Source organism: Actinosynnema sp. NPDC002837, assembly GCF_040295345.1.
GTDB lineage: Bacteria > Actinomycetota > Actinomycetes > Mycobacteriales > Pseudonocardiaceae > Actinosynnema.
The window spans coordinates 1-16804 of sequence record NZ_JBEOVG010000138.1; the positions used below are offsets into that span (position 1 = coordinate 1).

The 16804-nt window shown below is 72.8% G+C and carries 11 protein-coding genes; 4 read left to right on the top strand and 7 right to left on the bottom strand.

The annotated features are described in order from the left end of the window. Positions 1-75: 75 nt before the first annotated feature. From ABTZ99_RS42615 to ABTZ99_RS42635, 5 genes are read right to left on the bottom strand one after another with little or no spacing between them, the layout of a single operon-like run. Entirely contained in the window at positions 76-2685 is a 2610-nt protein-coding gene (locus ABTZ99_RS42615) for a hypothetical protein (RefSeq protein ID WP_499618774.1), read from the bottom strand. A 23-nt stretch (positions 2686-2708) separates the two neighbouring features. Further along, positions 2709-4055: an ABC transporter substrate-binding protein gene (locus ABTZ99_RS42620; RefSeq protein WP_498777392.1), complete on the bottom strand. Its 1347-nt coding sequence runs from the start codon at positions 4053-4055 to the stop codon at positions 2709-2711. 36 nt (positions 4056-4091) lie between these two features. Beyond that, a complete protein-coding gene (locus ABTZ99_RS42625; RefSeq protein ID WP_498777390.1) occupies positions 4092-4976 on the bottom strand; it encodes a carbohydrate ABC transporter permease in 885 nt (294 codons plus the stop codon). Between the two features lie 12 nt (positions 4977-4988). Beyond that, positions 4989-5867, bottom strand: a complete 879-nt coding sequence (locus ABTZ99_RS42630; protein ID WP_499618777.1) for a carbohydrate ABC transporter permease — start codon at positions 5865-5867, stop codon at positions 4989-4991. Beyond that, positions 5864-8029: an alpha-galactosidase gene (locus ABTZ99_RS42635; RefSeq protein ID WP_499618779.1), complete on the bottom strand. Its 2166-nt coding sequence runs from the start codon at positions 8027-8029 to the stop codon at positions 5864-5866. Before ABTZ99_RS42635 ends, ABTZ99_RS42630 begins: the two co-directional genes overlap by 4 nt. 172 nt (positions 8030-8201) lie before the next feature. On the opposite strand from ABTZ99_RS42635, the gene ABTZ99_RS42640 reads away from it, so the two are divergent. Together ABTZ99_RS42640 and ABTZ99_RS42645 are read left to right on the top strand one after the other, a co-directional pair. After that, positions 8202-9230 (top strand): LacI family DNA-binding transcriptional regulator, encoded by a 1029-nt coding sequence (locus tag ABTZ99_RS42640; RefSeq protein ID WP_499618781.1) that lies wholly within the window; start codon positions 8202-8204, stop codon positions 9228-9230. 408 nt (positions 9231-9638) lie between these two features. After that, entirely contained in the window at positions 9639-10655 is a 1017-nt protein-coding gene (locus ABTZ99_RS42645) for a LacI family DNA-binding transcriptional regulator (protein WP_499618783.1), read from the top strand. Positions 10656-10662: 7 nt separating this feature from the next. Here the strand turns inward: ABTZ99_RS42645 and ABTZ99_RS42650 are convergent, their stop codons facing one another. Both ABTZ99_RS42650 and ABTZ99_RS42655 read right to left on the bottom strand, forming a co-directional pair. Beyond that, positions 10663-13062, bottom strand: a complete 2400-nt coding sequence (locus ABTZ99_RS42650; protein ID WP_499618785.1) for a glycoside hydrolase family 9 protein — start codon at positions 13060-13062, stop codon at positions 10663-10665. A gap of 188 nt (positions 13063-13250) precedes the next feature. Further along, the gene (locus ABTZ99_RS42655) at positions 13251-14159 is read right to left on the bottom strand and encodes a helix-turn-helix domain-containing protein (protein WP_499618787.1); all 909 of its coding nucleotides are present in this window, start codon (positions 14157-14159) and stop codon (positions 13251-13253) included. A 138-nt stretch (positions 14160-14297) separates the two neighbouring features. Here ABTZ99_RS42655 and ABTZ99_RS42660 point away from each other — a divergent pair, with 138 nt between their 5' ends. Further along, positions 14298-15215 carry an MBL fold metallo-hydrolase gene (locus ABTZ99_RS42660; RefSeq protein ID WP_499618789.1) on the top strand — a complete coding sequence of 306 codons (918 nt, stop codon included), beginning with the start codon at positions 14298-14300 and terminating at the stop codon, positions 15213-15215. Positions 15216-15239: 24 nt separating this feature from the next. After that, the gene (locus ABTZ99_RS42665; protein ID WP_499618791.1) at positions 15240-16682 is read left to right on the top strand and encodes a carboxylesterase/lipase family protein; all 1443 of its coding nucleotides are present in this window, start codon (positions 15240-15242) and stop codon (positions 16680-16682) included. The last annotated feature ends 122 nt before the right edge of the window (positions 16683-16804 follow it).

Genomic DNA, 16804 nt, shown 5'->3' on the forward strand with positions numbered 1-16804 from the left:
GACTCCCCACCCGCCCGCCGGTGCGTGGCTTTGGCGCCCGCGGGCGGCCCCCCCCCCCCCCCCGCCGCCGCGGGGTCAGCGCCGAGGGGTGACCGAGTTCGCCGCGACGAGCGGGGCGAGTTGGACCCAGTCGACGTTGGGACCCGCGCCGGTGGCGTTGCCGAGGGTCAGCGCGCCGCCGGCGGTGGTCAGGTCGAGCGGCGAGGTCTCCGGCCAGAACCCGTCCCAGGTGTAGTTGTGGCGGTAGGGCGCACGGGTCGTGCCGCCACCGGCCTCGGTGGTGTCGAGGAACCTGGTGACCGCGTCGGTGTTGTAGGGGTGGCCGGTGTTCTTCTCGGCCTGGGCGTAGGCCACGGTCAGGTTGTACTGGCCGGCCCTGCGGACCGCGGCCGGCCGGGGCACGGTCAGCGTGCCGCCGTTGCCGAGTTGCCCGACGTAGGAGCCGCCGGACGCCCACGGGCCGGACGTGATCGCCGCCGTCCCGCCGAGTTGCCCGGCCTCGGCCTCGACGCGGACCGCGTGCCGGTCGGCGGCGGTGTCGCGGACCTGGGTGAGCGTGCCCAGGACCAGCGGCGTGCGGCCCTCGTTGGAGAGCACGACCTCGGTGACGCCTGCCTTGAGGTGCGCGGTCACGCTGCCCGTCCACGCGCCCGCCCGGTCGGCGGTCAGGTCGCCGCCCTCGACCCGGCGGTCGGACAGGGTCAGGCCCAGGGCGCTGCGGCCGGCGCCGAACCACGTGGTGGACAGCCCGTAGTAGCCGTCCTCCGCGGCCGAGACGTAGGTGGTCACGGTGTCACCCGGCCCCAGCACCACGGCGTCGGGCACGAGGGCGCGCAGCGCCCGGACCCCGCGGTCGACCGAGCCGCCGGTGCGGCGCGAGTCGGTCAGCTGGTAGGTGCTCGTCTCCGGGCCGGTGATCTCGGTGAGGTCGATGCGGTCCAGCGCGACGTCGGCGGGCCTGCCGAGGAAGCCCGTCGGGTCGCTGGTGCGCAGGGACAGGCGGTGGCGACCGGCGGTGAGCTGGACCGGCGTGTCGAGCCGGCCGCGGTACTGCCAGTTCAGCGTGGCCGGGAAGGTGAGGGTGGCGCGGTGGGCGTCGTCGACGTAGAGCGCCTGCCTGCCGACGAACCCGCCGGTGCCGTACAGCACGCCGAGCCGGTAGGTCCCGGTGCGCGGCACGTCGACGTCGACCGTGACGCGGGAGCCGGCGTTGTTCATGTAGCCGACGTCCTTGCCGCCTGACGTGGTGTAGCGCCAGCCCGACGGATCGGCCTGGTTGACCACGGCGGCGTTCTCCACCAGGCCGGATTCGGCTTCGTGGCTCGCGGTCCACGGCGCGTTCGCGACCGGGGCGGAGGCGAGCCCGGCCGGGGTGACGATCACCTGGTAGGCGGCCAGGGGGTCGCCGCCGGGCACCTTGACGGTGATCCCGCCGTCGGAGACCCGCACGCGTGCGGCGGCCACCACCGGTGGCTGCCCGGCGTCGCCCTCGTAGCCGGACCAGCTGGTCTTGGACACGCGCACGTCCACGTGCCCGCCGAAGGTCTTGCGGTCCAGGCCGGTGACGGCGACGTCGACCGGGTTGGCGGTGCCGCCGAGCAGGACGGTGGCCTTGGCGTCGGCGCGGTCGAGGGTGGCCAGGCCCTGGAGGGTGTCCCGGGTGCTGGGCCGGGGAGGGGTGACGCGGACGGTGTCGCCGGACAGGTCGGCGTACCACTTGGTCAGCCACCAGCCGCCGTTGGCGCGGGACGTGCGCACGGCGTGGTCGCTGAGGTTGCCGGCGAGCGTCCAGTACGCCATCTGCCCCTCGACCTTGGTGTCCTCCAGCATGGTGATCCACTGGATCATCTGACCGGGCACGGAGGTGTCGCGGCGGTTGGCGTACTCGGTGATGTTGATCGGGAGGGGATCGATGCCCAGGGACTTCTCGATGGCTCGGTAGTCCTCGTGGTGGGCGCGGTAGTGGTTGAGCGAGTCCGGGCTGAGCTCGTGCCAGGTGATGATGTCCGGCAGGACGTCGTTCGCCTTGGCGTAGGCGAGGAAGTCGCGCAGCCGGCCCGGGTTGTAGCCGGCCTCGCCCGGTCCGTCGATGCGCGCGTCGGGCAGCACGGACTTGACGGTCCGGTAGACCTTCGTCCAGTCGGCGAGGAACTTGTCCTTCTTGGTGGCCCAGTCGCCGTACCAGATCCAGTCGGGCTCGTTGAAGATCGTCCACACGAACCGGTCGCGGTCCGGGCGTGCGGCGACCTTCTCCAGCTGGGGCCGCAGCCGGGCGATGTAGTCGTCGATGCCCAGGTCCTGGTAGGGCCAGGCGCTGTAGATGTCCTGCGAGTTGATGTAGACGTCCGCGCCGCCGGAGGCGAAGAGGTCGTCGGCCACGACGAGCGCGTCGCCGTTGGGGTGCTGTTCGCCGTCCGGGGGCTTCTGGGCGACGCTGCGCGGCTTCATGCCGGCGATGAGGTCGTGGGAGGGCACGCCGGGGTCGCCCAGGCCGTAGAGGATGCCGGTGGCGCCGCCGCGGAACGCCCCGGTGGAGGCGGCGAGGTCCACGCGCAGGGTCTCGGCCGTGGGCGCGGGCTGGGCGGCGGCGGTCGGTGAGCCGGGGATCGGGGACAGGGTGGCCAGCACCAGCGCGGCGGTCACCGCGCCGATGGTGGTCCGGGATCTTGCCGGTCGTTGTCGCATCGGTGCTCCAGGGTGGTCGTTGTCTACCGGAAGAGGGCGTTGACCTGCTCGTTGGCCTGGGTCAACGAGCCGGGGTCGGCTTGGGACGACAGCACGGCGTCGATGGCGGGCCCCATGACGGCGGAGATCTCCGGGGCGTGGTCGGTGATCGGGAACAGGTGGGTGGAGCCCTCGGCGAGGGGCTTGGTGAAGGCGGTGATGTCCACGCCCTTGGCGGCGAACGACTTCTCGGCCACGGCGAGGGCCTCGGGCAGGGCGGGGAACACCACCGCCTTCTCGCCCACCGACTTCTGGCACTCGGCGGAGGCGAGGTGCTTGACCCACTTCCAGGCGCCCTCGCGGTTGTCGGTGCCGGTGTAGATGGAATCGGCCAGGCCGTTGAAGATGGTGGCGCGCTTGCCGGACGGGCCGGTCGGGGTGGGTGCGACGCCGACCTCGACGCCGTCGTAGCCGAAGTAGCTGTTGATCATCCAGGAGCCGTTGGTGCTCAGCGCGTACTTGCCCGCGCCGAAGCCGTCGTTGACGCTGGTGCCCGAGCGGGCGACGGCCAGGCTGGGCATGTAGCCCTTGTCGATCAGGCTCCGGAACCAGCCCATGGTCTGCTGGAAGCGGGGGTCGTCGTAGTTGAAGCGACTGCCCCACGGGTTCTTGTCGGTGTAGGTCCAGCCGGTGCTCAGCGCGTACGCGCTCCACATCTGCTGGCCGACCCCGGCGCCGTTGTTCTCGTCCAGGCCCAGGCCGTGCACGGCCACCTTGGACTTGTCGAAGCCGGGCTGGTCGCCGCGCACGCCGTTGGCGTCGACGGTGAGCCGGGCGATCAGCTTCTCGTAGGTGCCGCCGTCCTGGGGGTTCCAGGTGAGGTTCGCCAGGTCGGACTCGGCGACGCCCGCCTCGGCGAGCATCTTCTTGTTGTAGAACAGCGCGACGGTGTCGAAGTCCTTGGGCAGGCCGTACCGCTTGCCGTCCTGGGTGGTCCACAGGTCGGCCAGGTCGTTGGGGTAGACGTCGGTGGGCACTGCGTCGCGTGCGACGAACTCGTCGAGCGGGAGCAGCTGGTTCTTCCCCGCGTAGGTCGGGAAGTAGTTGAGGTGGTTGGTGAACACGTCCGGGGCGGTGCCCGCGACGAGGTCGGTGGTCAGCTTGTTCCAGTAGTCGGCCCAGCCGAACTGCTCGACCTTCACGGTGGTGCCGGGGTTGGCCTGCTGGAAGGACGTGGCGCACGCCTGGTAGGCGGGCAGCTGGTTGGCGTCCCACAGCCAGTAGGTGATCTCGTCGGAGCCGCTGCCGCCGCCCGGCGCCCCGGCGCAGCCGGCGAGCGCCAACGAGACGGCGGCGGCCAGGGCGGCCGGCTTGGACAACTTGTTGTGCACGGTGAAAACTCCTTTGTCCCACCCGCGTCCGGACGGCTACTTGATGCCGGAGAACTGGATGGAGTCGACGATCCGCCGACCGAAGGCGGCGAACAGCGCGATGACCGGCAGCGCCGCGAGCAGGGTGGCGGCCATGAGGCCGGCCCAGTCGGGACTGCCCTGCGGGGTCTGGGAGCGGAACACGCCCAGCGCCACCGTGAGGACGCGCACGCCCTCACCCTGGCCGACCAGCAGCGGCCAGAAGTACTCGTTCCACGCGGTGACGTAGGCCAGCAGCGCCAGCGTCGCCAACGGGGCCCGGCTCATCGGCAGGATGATCCGGAAGAAGATCCTCGGGTGCCCGGCGCCGTCGATGCGCGCCGCCTCCTCGACCTCGCGGCTGATGCCCAGCATGAACTGGCGCATGAAGAACACCGCGAACGGCGTCATGAAGAAGAACGGCAGCACGATCGCGGCGTAGGTGTTGAGCAGCTTGAGGTCGCGCATCAGCACGAAGTTGGGCAGCGCGGTGAAGATCGGCGGGATCATCAGCGCGGTGAGGAAGACGAAGAACACCGCGTCGCGCCCGGGCCAGCGCAGCCGCGCGAAGGCGTAGGCGGCCATCGAGCTGAACAGCACCTGCCCGGCGGTGATGAGCGTCGAGGTGAGCACCGAGTTCAGCAGGAAGCGCCCGAAGTCGATCGACGCGCCGGACCCGCCCTGGGCGCGGGCCTCCTCCAGCGACGCCAGGCCGAGCACGCGCTCGAACGCGCCCAGCGTCAACCCGGCGGGCAGCAGCGAGTCGGCGTCGGCCGCCAACGCCCGGTTGTCCGACAGGGAGACGCGCAGCATCCAGTAGAACGGGAACAGCGTGATCAGCACCAGCAGCGCCAACACCGCCCAGCCGAGCGCCTTGCGCCACCCCGTACCGATTGTGGTCATCGCGGGCTCCCTTCAGTCCAGGTCCGAGCTGCCCGCGCGCAGCAGGCGCAGCTGCGCCACCGCCAAGCCCGCGAGGATGGCGAACAACACGACCGAGAGCGCCGCGGCGTAGCCGAAGTCGAACTGCTGGAACGCCTTCTCGTAGATGTAGAAGTAGATGACGCGGGTGGCGTCGACCGGGCCGCCGCGCGTGGTGACCGCGACGGTGTCGAAGATCTGGAACGACCCGACGACGGTCAGCACCAGCACCATGGCCAGCACCGGCCGCAGCAGCGGCAGCGTGACGCCGCGGAAGATCCGCCACTCCGACGCGCCGTCGATCGCCGCGGCCTCGTACACCGACCTGGGGATGGCCTGGAGCCCGGCGAAGATCAGCAGTGCCGTGTAGCCCAGGTGCCGCCACACGTTGACCAGCGCGATGGTCGGGATGGCCGTGGAGGTCTCGCCGAAGAACGCCACCGGGTCGATCCCGACCCACGACAGCACCGCGTTCACGATGCCCAGCTGGGCGTCGAGCATGTTGTACCAGACCAGCGCCACCACGACGTTGGCGATCAGGTAGGGCAGCAACAGCAGGCCCCGGACGAAGGACGACTTGGTCAGCCGGTGCATCAGGACCGCGACGAGCAGCGCCACGACGGTCTGCACGCCGATGTTGATCACGACGTACTCGACGGTGACCAGCAGCGCGTTGCCGAACCTGGCGTCGCCGAGGGCGTCGCGGTAGTTCTGCGCGCCCACCCAGTTCGGCGCGGCCAGCAGGCTGTAGTCGGTGAAGCTCAGGTAGAACGTCTGCAGCGCCGGCCAGGCGTAGAACAGCACGAACCCGAAACCCGCCGGCAGCAGGAAGAGCAGGGCCACCCGCAGGTCGCCGCGGCGTGCGGCGGTCATGCGCCCTCCTCCCGCTCCAGGTGCAGCAGCAGGGCCTGCTCGGGGTGCAGCGGCGGGATCTGGACGCCCACCTCGGCCAGTTCCCGCCCGGACAGGCAGGTGCCGGTGGCCAGCCACGGGACTGCGACCAGGGACGTGGACGGCGGCAGGCCGGCGTGGTCGACCGGGCGCACGGTGAACCGCGCGTCGGGCGGCAAGCCGGGCAGCGTCACCCGCCCCGGCGACGTCGTCGTCCCCGAGGCCACCGCGACCACGGCGAACAGCGCCTGCACGTCGTCCTCGGACACCACGCCGTGCACCAGGATCGCCGGGTCCGGCGAGTCCGACCGCACCACCCGGCCGCGGTGCGACCAGCCGCGGACCTCCTTGTAGAACGCCACCCAGCGCGCCAGCCCGGCCAGGTCCGCCGGGTCGGCGGCGGCGAGGTCCCACTCGATGCCCAGGTGGCCGAACAGCGCGGTGACGGCCCGGAAGGACAGGTCGTGCCTGCGCCCGGTGGTGTGCGACCGGGCGGCGCCGACGTGCGCGCCGATGAGCTCGGGCGGCAGCAGCAGGCCCGTCCAGCGCTGGATGCCCTGCCGGTCCAACGCGTCGATGCAGTCGCTGGCCCACACCCGGTCGGCGCGCTCCAGGATGCCCAGGTCCACCCGCGACCCGCCGGAGGAACAGGACTCGACCTCCAGGCCGGGGTGGCGGCGGCGCAGCTCGTCGAGCAGGCCGTAGACCGCCGACGTCTGGGCGTGCACGGCGGCGCGGCCGGTGCGCGAGTCGCCCGCGTCGACCAGGTCGCGGTTGTGGTCCCACTTGAGGTAGGCGATCCGGTACTCGGTGACCAGCGCGTCGAGGCGCTCCAGCAGGTGGTCCCGCACCTCCGGCCGGGTCAGGTCGAGCACGTACTGGCCGCGCATCAGCGGCGGGCGACGACCACCGGTCGACAGGATCCAGTCCGGGTGCTCGCGCAGCAGGTCGGAGTCGGCGCTGACCATCTCCGGCTCCACCCACAGGCCGAACTCCATGCCCCGTGAGCGGACGTGGTCGACCAGCGGGTGCAGGCCGTCGGGCCAGACCCGCTCGTCGACGTGCCAGTCGCCCAGGCCGGCGGTGTCGTCACGCCGGTTGCGGAACCAGCCGTCGTCCAGCACGAACAGCTCCGCGCCCAACTCCGCGCCCCGGTCGGCCAGGTCGCGCAGCCGCTCCAGGTCGTGGTCGAAGTACACCGCCTCCCAGGTGTTGAGCACCACGCGCCGCGGCCCCCGCGGGTGGTGGGGCCTCGACCGCAGGTGGCGGTGGAAGCGGGCCGACAGCTCGTCCAACCCGTCGCCGCAGGAGCCGAACACCTCGGGGGTCGTGTAGGTCTCCCCCGGCTCCAGCCGCACCTCGCCCTCCAGCAGCAGCTCGCCGCCTCCGATCACGGCCTCGCCGGTGGGCACCCGCTCGGCGTAGGTGCGGTGGTTGCCGCTCCACGCGACGTGCACGCCCCACACCTGCCCCCGTCGGAAGCCGAAGCCGCTCTCACCCGCCACCAGGACCAGCGTGGCGTCCGACCCGGTCCGACCGCGCCGGCTGTCCCGCACGTGCGCCTCCACGCCGAACGGCCTGCGCTGGGGCGTGCGTTCCCGGCCCCAGCGCCCGGTGAGGTCGAGCAGTTCGGTGGCACGACGCGGCAGGGGCAGCGCGAGCACCAACCCGGCGAGGGTGTAGGCCGTGTCACCGGTGTTGCGCACGGTGGCGCGCAGGCGCACCAGCCCCGCGGGGGTGAGCCCGACCTCCAGGTCCAGGGCGAGACCGGCCGCCGCGTCGACGGCCCGGACCAGGCACGAGCCACCGTCCTCGACGACCCGTTCGACGGTGAACAGCGGCGACCAGTCACGCCCCTCCCGGTGGCCCCGCAGGCCGGGCAGCCCCGGCCACGCGGTCGCGTGCTCCGGCACCACCGCCACGGCGCCCGGCGTGTCGGTGGCGTTGGGCACCACCGCGGGCACGCTCGTCGACGCCAACGCCTCCAGACCGGCGTCGGGGCCGAGGTCGGCGCCCCAGTGCAGGACCTGCGGCAGCCCGGAGTCCTTGTGGTGCAGCACCAAGCTCACGCCGTCGGCTCGCAAGTGGACGATCCGGCCGACGCCGTCGACGGCCGGCGCGATGACCGGTGGTGCGGTGGACACACGACCTCCAGGCGGTGAAGCGCTCGTCACATTGAACGTTCCATGGAAGATGTCAGCACGATCTCGGCGGGTCAACGGTGGCGGTGGTAACGAGTGCGCAACATTGAACGTTCAATGCGACGACGTGGTCACCCGGGGTGAATGATGTCCCGGTACGAGGAGGTGGACCCCGGTGCCCAGAGACGGTGCGGACCAGGGAAGGCGGCGCGTCGGCATCGTGGACGTGGCCGCCGCCGCGGGCGTGTCCAGGCAGACCGTGTCCAACGTCCTCAACGGACGCGACGAGTACTACTCCGCCGCGACCCACGAGAAGGTCACCAGCGCCATGCGGGCACTGGGCTACCAGCCCAACCGCGCCGCGCAGACCCTGCGCTCACGGCGGACGATGCAGATCGGCTACCACATCTTCGGCGAGCAGCTGGACCGGGCGCAGGGCTTCACCCTGCACTTCCTGCTCGCCCTGGTGAAGGCCGGCGCCGACGTCGACCACCAGGTGCTCGTCTTCACCCACCACCGCGACGACCCCCTCGGCGTGTTCAAGGACCTCGTCGCCCGGCACGCGGTGGACGCGGTGGTCCTGTCCGAGTCCAGCGTGCGGGACGAGCGGGCCCGCTTCCTGGCCGACAGCGACATCCCCTTCGCCTCCTTCGGCCGCCTCTCCCCCGACCTGCCGCAGCACTGGGTGGACGTGGACAACGTGGCGGGCATGCGCGCGGTGGTGGACCTGCTCGTCGCCGAGGGCCACCAGCGGTTCGCCTACCTCGGCACCGACGGCGACCAGTACTGGAAGGCCGAACGCCTCGACGGCTTCCTCCAGCGCCTGTCCCACCACGGCCTGCGCGTGCCCAAGGCGTCGGTCTTCCGCGGTCCCGACCAGGGCGTCCGCCGGCGTGCGCACCAACTGCTCACCGGCAAGAACCCGCCGAGCGCCATCGTGACGGGCAGCGACGCCGTGGCCGCGGTCGTCCTCAGCGTCGCGCACTCCCTGGGGCTGCGGGTCGGCGCCGACGTGGCGATCACGGGCTTCGACGGCGGCGCCGTCGGCCTGGTGACCGAACCGACCCTCACCAGCGCCCGCATCCCCGTCGAGCGCATCTCCCGCGAACTGATCGCCCGCTGCCTGCGCCAGGTCGAGCACGGGCACGACGGCGAACCCGGTCTCCTCCTGCCCACCGAACTGGTGCGCGGCGGCAGCGCCTGACGGGGGCACGACGGACCGCCACGTCCCTGTTGAACGTTCAATCCGGAAGGCTCGTCGGCGGCCCGCACGCACGACCTCCTCGGCCCTCTCGACCGGGAGCCCGCGGCCCCGCGCGACGTGCCAGAGGACCGGCGTCCACCTTTCGACCAGCCGCCGATACCGCGCCGCGCCGGCGCGACGCACCCCGACGTTCGAGCAACAGGGCCCGCGCGGCGTCGGCGCCGTCGGCGGTGAGCCGGTAGAAGCGGCGGCGCGGCCCGCGGTCGGACCGCCTAGAGGTCTCCCAGAAGCTCTCGACCCAACCCGCGCCCTCGAGTCGGCTCAGCCTGCCACCCATACCGGTCACGCCGCGCGCGGGGTGTCGGGTCAAGATCGGTCGACTGCGCCGTTTCGCGTAGGCTGCCGCTCGTGGCTGTGGATGGGCGCGGGGGCGGTGAGGTGCGGGTTTCCCGGATCGCGGACCTGGCCGGGGTGTCCGCCTCGACCGTGTCGAAGGTGATCCACGGGCGGCCGGGGGTGTCCGACGGGACGCGCAGGCGCATCGAGGAGCTGATCCGCGAGCACGGCTTCCAGAAGAACGAGAAGACCGAGGCGGTCCCGATCGTCGAGGTGGTCTTCCAGTCCTTGGACAGCCTGTGGGCGTTGGAGATCATCCGCGGGGTGGAGGAGGCGGTCCGCCCGCACGGCCTGGCGGTGACGCTGACGGAGATGCAGGGCGGCCACACGCCGGAGAGCGCCTGGGCGCGGCAGATGCTGGCCCGCCGTCCGGTCGGCGTCATCGCGGTCTCCGCCGAGTTCAGCGAGGCCCAGTTGGCCCAGCTCGGCAGCCGCGCCATCCCGCTGGTCGCCCTGGACCCCACCGGTGAGCCGACCCACTCGATCCCGTCGGTGGGCGCGACGAACTGGAACGGCGGCCTGGTCGCGACCCGCCACCTGGTCGGCCTCGGCCACCGCCGCATCGCCATGGTCAACGGCCCGTCGGAGTTCCTGTGCTGCCGCGCCCGCCTGGACGGCTACCGCGCGGCCCTCGACGCGGCCGGCGTGCCGCAGGACCGCAAGCTCGTCCGGACCGCGCCGCTCTACCACGACGGCGGCCGGGACGCCGCGCGCGAGCTGCTGCGGCTGCCCGACCGGCCCACCGCCGTCTTCGCCGCCAACGACCTGCAGGCCCTGGGCGTCTACGACGCCGCGCGCGAAGCGGGGCTGCGCATCCCGCACGACCTGAGCGTGGTCGGCTTCGACGACCTGGCGTTCACCCAGTGGTCCGATCCCCCGCTGACCACCGTGCGGCAGCCGTTGCGGCGGATGGGCGCGGAGGCCGCCGGGATGCTGCTGACCCTGGCGGCGGGCGGTGAGCCGGACAACGACCGCGTCGAGCTGCCGACGAAGCTGGTCGTCCGGGGCAGCACCGCGCCGCCGTCGTGACGCGGGATCAGCCGGTGCAGGTGTAGCCCGAGGGCAGCGCGGTGCTGCCGTCCGGGCGCGCGGCCTGGAACCCGAACTCGGCCGTCGCCCCCGGCGCCAGCGAGCGGGTGGCCCGCGCGGTCACGGCCTGGCCGCTGGTGGTCACCGCCGCGTTCCACGACCCGGTGATCGAGTGCCCGGACGGCAGGGTGAACGCCACCGCCCACGTGATCGTCGACGTCCCGGTGTTGGTGATCCGCACCGGTTGCACGACGTAGCCGGTGCCCCACTGGGTCTGCGTCGTGGCGACGACCGTGCAGCCGGCCCCGCCGCCCGGCACGGTCACCGAGACCGACGACGACACGGCCGACGTGTTGCCCGCCGCGTCCCGCGCCCGCACCTGGTACCGGTAGGTGCCCGCGCCCAGGCCGCTGTCGGTGTGCGTCGTGCCGGGCGCCGTGGCGACCTGCGTGAACGTGCCGGACGAGCCGGTGGCGCGCAGGACGTCGTAGCCGGTCACGCCGACGTCGTCGGTCGACGCGCCCCACGACAGGGACACCGAGCCGCCCGAGGCGGTCGCGGTCAGGCCGGACGGCGTGCTGGGGGCGGTCGTGTCCGCGGGCGAACCGGGCCCCGCCTTCTCCGCCGCCCACGCCGACAGCCACGCCAGCGCGGAGTTCCAGTTCAGCGCGACCTCGTTGACCGACCAGGCGTTGATGTCGTCCAGGTAGCACTTCTGGGGCTTGCAGCCCACCAACTGCGCCTGGGCGACCGGGTCCTGCAGGTCGGCGTTGGGGCCGCCGGCGAGCAACCCGGCCGGCGGGATGGGCAGCGACGGGTCCAGCTGGTTGGCCCAGAACCGGTGGTGGGAGTTGCGGGTGGCGCGCTCGCCGTAGCCGGTCACGTAGGAGTGGTTGAACGGGTTGCGCCCGAACAGGTAGTCCAACGTCCGGTAGACGCCCGTGCGGTACTCGGCCTGGCCGGTGAAGTCGTGCGCCAGCGCCAGCACGTTCGCCGCGTTGGCGACCACGCCGTTGGAGCCCCAGTAGTAGCCGCTCGCCGGCGCCGGGTAGCCCTGGGACGACGCCTGGTCGAGCAGCCGGTCGCCGTAGGAGGCGAACGCCGCGCGGGTGGCCGACACGTCCGAGGCCGACAGGCCGTTGGGCACCAGCGCCAACGTCGTGTCGCCCAGCCCCGAGGTCCACCACCAGTCGAACCCGCCCTGGTCGAACCCCTTGCCGCGGAACAACGACGACCCGGTCACGTCGCCGCGGTAAGCGCTGGAACCGGTGGTGGTGAACAGCTCCGCGGCGGCCCAGAAGAACTCGTCGGTCACGTTGTTGTCGACGTACGTGCCGCCACCGTTGCCGTCGTTGGGATCGGCGTAGCGGGCGGGGTTGGCCTTGGCCGCGGTGTAGGCACGCTGCGCGGCGGTCAGGGCGCGGGAGGCGAAGTCGGCGTCGATGTCGCGCCACACCCGTGCGGCCTGCGCGGCCACGGCGGCGAGGTTGAGCGTGGCGGCGGTCGTCACGGCGGAGAGCAGTCGCGGCTGCGCGTCCTGGTCGGGGCGCGTCGGCAAGGCGGTCCAGTTCTCGTCGCTGACCTTGTGCCGCACCATGCCCGCGTCCGCCCGCCCCGGCGGCACCTGCATCTTCATCAGGAACTCGACGCCCCACCGGGCCTCGTCGAGGATGTCGGGCACGCCGTTGCCGCGTTCGGGGATCGCGAGCTTCCCGTCGCCGAGGGCCGCGCGGTCCGCGTCGGCCACGTGCAGGGTGCGCTCGTACTCGTTGATCAGCTGCCAGGCGGCGATCCCGGTGTTCACGCCGTACTTGCCGTGGTCGCCCGCGTCGTACCAGCCACCCCGCACGTCGGAGGTGTAGCCGCACGACACCCGGCACGGCACGCCGTCGTCACCCGTGTTCGGGGCGACGTTGAGGTGCCCGGCGGGCCGCGCGTACCGCGAGCCGACGTACTCGGCCTGGATCGGGGTGCCGCTGCGCTGGTGGTAGAAGAACGCCAGGGCGTCGTAGCGCAGGCGCTTGAGCGGGTCGGCCGAGATGTCGAACGGGTTGCTGTTCGCGCCCGCCACCGACAGCACGTAGCCGGCGCCGGGGGTGTCGAAGGACGAGAAGTCGGCGATGTGCACGTGGTCACCCGACAACGGGTCCGCGCCGCGCACGCTGGTCTGCCCCGACGCCACCGTCACCCCGGAGGCGTTGCGCAGCGCCCAGGCCACCGGCGAGCCCGAGCCGTTGACCACCGTGGCCTGCTTCGGCAGGCCCGGCACGTAGGCCACCTGGTTGACCTTGACCGAGGGGCCGGCGTCGGGGGCCGCCTGCGCGGCGGACGGTGCCAGCGCGGCGGCGACCAGTGCCAGAGCCGCCGCGACCGCCGCCCGTCGACGACGTTGAAGATGAGTGCGCACGGACAGATCCTCCTTGGATCACGCCGCCACCCTGGCCGAAATGTTCTCGATCCAGAACGACAGTGTTGCGGACCGGGAGCGCTCCCAGAAGAACGCCTTCCGTCAGCCATGGTGACCCACCAGGCACGTCCGGGTCAACGTTCTCTCGTTGGCGAGAAATTTTCTTAGCGCCCCCCACCCCGTCGCGGTCAGGCACCCCGGATGGCCGCGATCGGCCGGTCGCCCGCACGGGGGGTCTGCCCGGGTCGGCCGCTCGTCTGGCGGAGCAGTGCCAGGGCCTCCTCGGAGGACGAGCCGCCGGAGGTCGTGCACACGACCAGCACCTGGTCCGGCGAGCGGGCGATCGACAGCGTCTGCTGGGTCACCGTCAAGGCGCCGACGACGGGGTGGTGCAGGTCGTACGTCGCGGCGTCGCAGGGCGCCACCCGGTGGTCGGCCCAGAGCGCGACGAACTCACGGCTCTTCATCGTCAGCTCACCGATCAGCTCCGCGAGCAGCGGGTCCTGCGGGTGCTTGCCGACGGTGATCCGCAGGTTGCCGACCACCGCGTGGGCCTTGCGCTTCCAGTCCGCGTACAGCTCCCGGCAGTGCGGGTCCAGGAACAGCAGCCGGGTCATGTTCGGCCGCGCCGCCAGGTCGTCCGGGCCGTGGAAGTCCAGGTGGCCGGCCAGCAGGGCGTGCCCGAGGGCGTTCCACGCCAGCACGTCCGCACGCCGGCCGAGCACCAGCGCCGGGACGCCGTCCACGGCGCGCAGCAGGTCGCGCGTCTCGTCGGCGAGCTTCTCGGGTCGGGGGCGGCGCGCGCGGGGCGTGCGGCGGGCGGCCCCGGCGAGCCGGTCGAGGTGCTCGCGCTCGTGGTCGTCGAGCAGCAGGGCGCGGGCGATCGCGTCGAGCACCTCGGCCGAGGCGCCGCGGGACAAGCCCTGCTCCAACCTCGTGTAGTACGAGACGCTGACGCCCGCCAGCTGGGCCAGTTCCTCGCGCCGGAGGCCGGCGACCCGCCTGCGGGGCCCGAGGTCGCGCAGACCGACGTCCTCCGGTCGCAGCCGAGCCCGTCTGGCCCGCAGGAAGTCGCCGAGTGGGCCAGGTGCGTCCATGCGCCCAGTATCCGGGGCACGGCGGGACCCCGACCACACCCTGCGAGGGGTAGGACAACGCGGGAGTGGTTCGTGCCCGTCCGCGTGTCCAGGCTCGGTCCTGTTCGGCCATACACACTGGATCGAGGATGGACGCACATGGAGCAGCACCCCGAGGAGATCACCCTCGGCGACGTCACCGTCACCCGCATCAAGGAGTTCTACGGCCCGGTCGGCCTGACGCCGGGCGAGTTCTTCCCGGACAGTCCCGACGGCTCGTGGGACGAGCACCGCGACTGGCTGGCGCCCGACTTCTGGGACCCCGAGACGGACGAGTGCCACACGGCGGCCCAGTCCTGGCTGCTGCGCAGCGAGGGGCGCACGATCCTCGTCGACACCGGCGTGGGCAACCACAAGGACCGGCCGTACTCGCCGGTCTGGAGTCGGCTGGACACGGGCTACCTCGACCACCTCGCCGCCGCCGGCGTGCGCCCCGAGGACGTCGACATCGTGGTCAACACGCACCTGCACGTCGACCACGTCGGCTGGAACACCAGGCTCGACGGCCGTGACTGGGTGCCGACGTTCCCGAACGCCACCTACCTGATGACGCGGCGGGACTTCGAGTTCTGGGACCCGGCCAACGAGCACAGGTCCGTGCTGGGCCGCGGGAACCAGAACGTCTTCGAGGACAGCGTCACCCCGGTCCACGAGGCCGGCCTGACCCGGCTGTGGGAGGGGTCGTACCGGATCGACGGGAACCTGCGGCTCGACCTCGCACCAGGGCACACCCCCGGCTCGTCCGTGCTCGCCTTGGAGTCCCGCGGCGATCGGGCCCTGTTCGTCGGGGACCTGGTGCACACCGCGCTGCAGATCGCGGAGCCCAGGATCAACTCCTGCTTCTGCGAGGACCCGGCCGAGTCCCGGGCCACCCGGCACAAGCTGCTCGGCCACGCCGCCGAGCACCACGCGCTCGTCTTCCCCGCGCACTTCGGCGGCCACGGCGCCGCGCGGGTCGAGCGCGACGGGTCGAAGTTCGCGATCAAGGAGTGGGCGGCCTTCTCCCGCCTCTCCTGAACCCCCCGAAAGGAAGCGCTTCCCGTGACCCAGCACGCAGACCCGGTCGTCGCGACCCCGGCGGGCGCCGTGCGCGGCGTCCGCGACGACTCCGGCGAGTTCTACCGCGCCATCCCCTACGCGGCGGCGCCGATCGGCGCCGGCCGCTTCGCACCGCCCGCGCCGCACCCGGGCTGGTCCGGCGTCCGCGACGGCACCCGACCGTCGCCCACGGCTCCGCAACCGGTCCGCGACTTCGGCCGGCTCGACCTGTCCCCCTACTTCGGGCCGGGTTGGGTGCGTGGCGAGGAGTACCTGACCGTCGACGTCCGCACGCCCGCCGCCGACGGCGGCAAGCGCCCCGTCATGGTCTTCGTGCACGGCGGCGGATTCGTCACCGGCTCGACGCGTGCCGCGCTCTACGACGGCCGCGCGTTCGCCCGCGACGGCGTCGTCCTCGTGACGGTGAACTACCGCGTCGGCGTCCCCGGTTTCCTCGACCTGGAAGGCGCTCCGGCCAACCGCGGGCTGCTCGACGTGCTCGCCGCGCTCGGCTGGGTGCGCGCCGCGATCAGCGCGTTCGGCGGCGACCCGGACAACGTCACGGTCTTCGGCCAGTCCGCGGGAGGCACGCTCGTCGGAGCGCTGCTCGCCACCCCGGAGGCCAAGGGCCTGTTCCGGCGGGCGATCGTCCAGAGCGGCAGCGGCACCGGCGCCTTCACCCCGGAGCAGGCGCGACGGGTCACCGCGGCAGCCGCCACGGCGCTGGGCGTCGAGCCGACCGCCGAAGCGTTCGCCGCGATCCCGGACGAGCGCTTCCTGGAGGTCCTGCCCGCGCTGGCCGGCCTCGACCTGTGCACCGGCGCCGCGACGGACCCGCTGGTCGGCCTCAGCCCGTTCAGCCTGGTCCTCGCCGTCCAGCCGGCCGACGGCCTCACCGACGGCCCGGCCGGCGACGTCGACCTGCTGATCGGCGCGAACACCGAGGAGGGGCGCCTCTACCTCGTGCCGCGGGGCGACCTGGAGTCCTCCACGACGGCGGACGTGCTCGCCCTCGCCGCCAGGGTGTACGCGGACCCGGAGTCCAAGGTCGCCGCGCACCGCACGGCGCTGCCCGACGCGACACCGGGCGAGCTGCGCTCCGCGGTGCTCGGGGAGGCGCTGTTCGGGGCCGGCACGGCCCGCCTGGCGCAAGCCCACGCCCGGCTCTCGGGTGGCCGCACCCACGTCTACTCGTTCGGGTACCGCTCGACGGCCTTGGACGGACGACTCGGCGCCGCCCACACCGTCGAGCTGCCGTTCGTCTTCGACGTCGCCGACGAGCCCTGGCTGCACGGTGACACGGGCCTGCTCGGCCCCGACCCCGTCCCGCCCGGCCTCGCGGCCCGGGTGCACGACGCCTGGGTCGCGTTCGCCGGCACCGGGGACCCGGGCTGGCCCGCGTACGACCCGCGGCGCCCCGTGGCGGAGACCCTCGGCATCGGCTGAAGCTCCCGGTCCCGGCGGAGGCCCGCACCGCAATGAGCCGGGGGCGGCCGCGCGGTCGTTCCCGGCCCTGGCCGAGGCCGCCACCGGAACGAGCCGGGGACGGCCGCGCGGTCGCGGCCGTC

What these genes read in the sequence shown, in the direction of transcription:
- ABTZ99_RS42615 (WP_499618774.1), bottom strand. Translation starts at nt 2,685, where the DNA reads ATGCGACAACGACCGGCAAGATCCCGGACCACCATCGGCGCGGTGACC.
- ABTZ99_RS42625 (WP_498777390.1), bottom strand. Translation starts at nt 4,976, where the DNA reads ATGACCACAATCGGTACGGGGTGGCGCAAGGCGCTCGGCTGGGCGGTG.
- ABTZ99_RS42630 (WP_499618777.1), bottom strand. Translation starts at nt 5,867, where the DNA reads ATGACCGCCGCACGCCGCGGCGACCTGCGGGTGGCCCTGCTCTTCCTG.
- ABTZ99_RS42655 (WP_499618787.1), bottom strand. Translation starts at nt 14,159, where the DNA reads ATGGACGCACCTGGCCCACTCGGCGACTTCCTGCGGGCCAGACGGGCT.
- ABTZ99_RS42660 (WP_499618789.1), top strand. Translation starts at nt 14,298, where the DNA reads ATGGAGCAGCACCCCGAGGAGATCACCCTCGGCGACGTCACCGTCACC.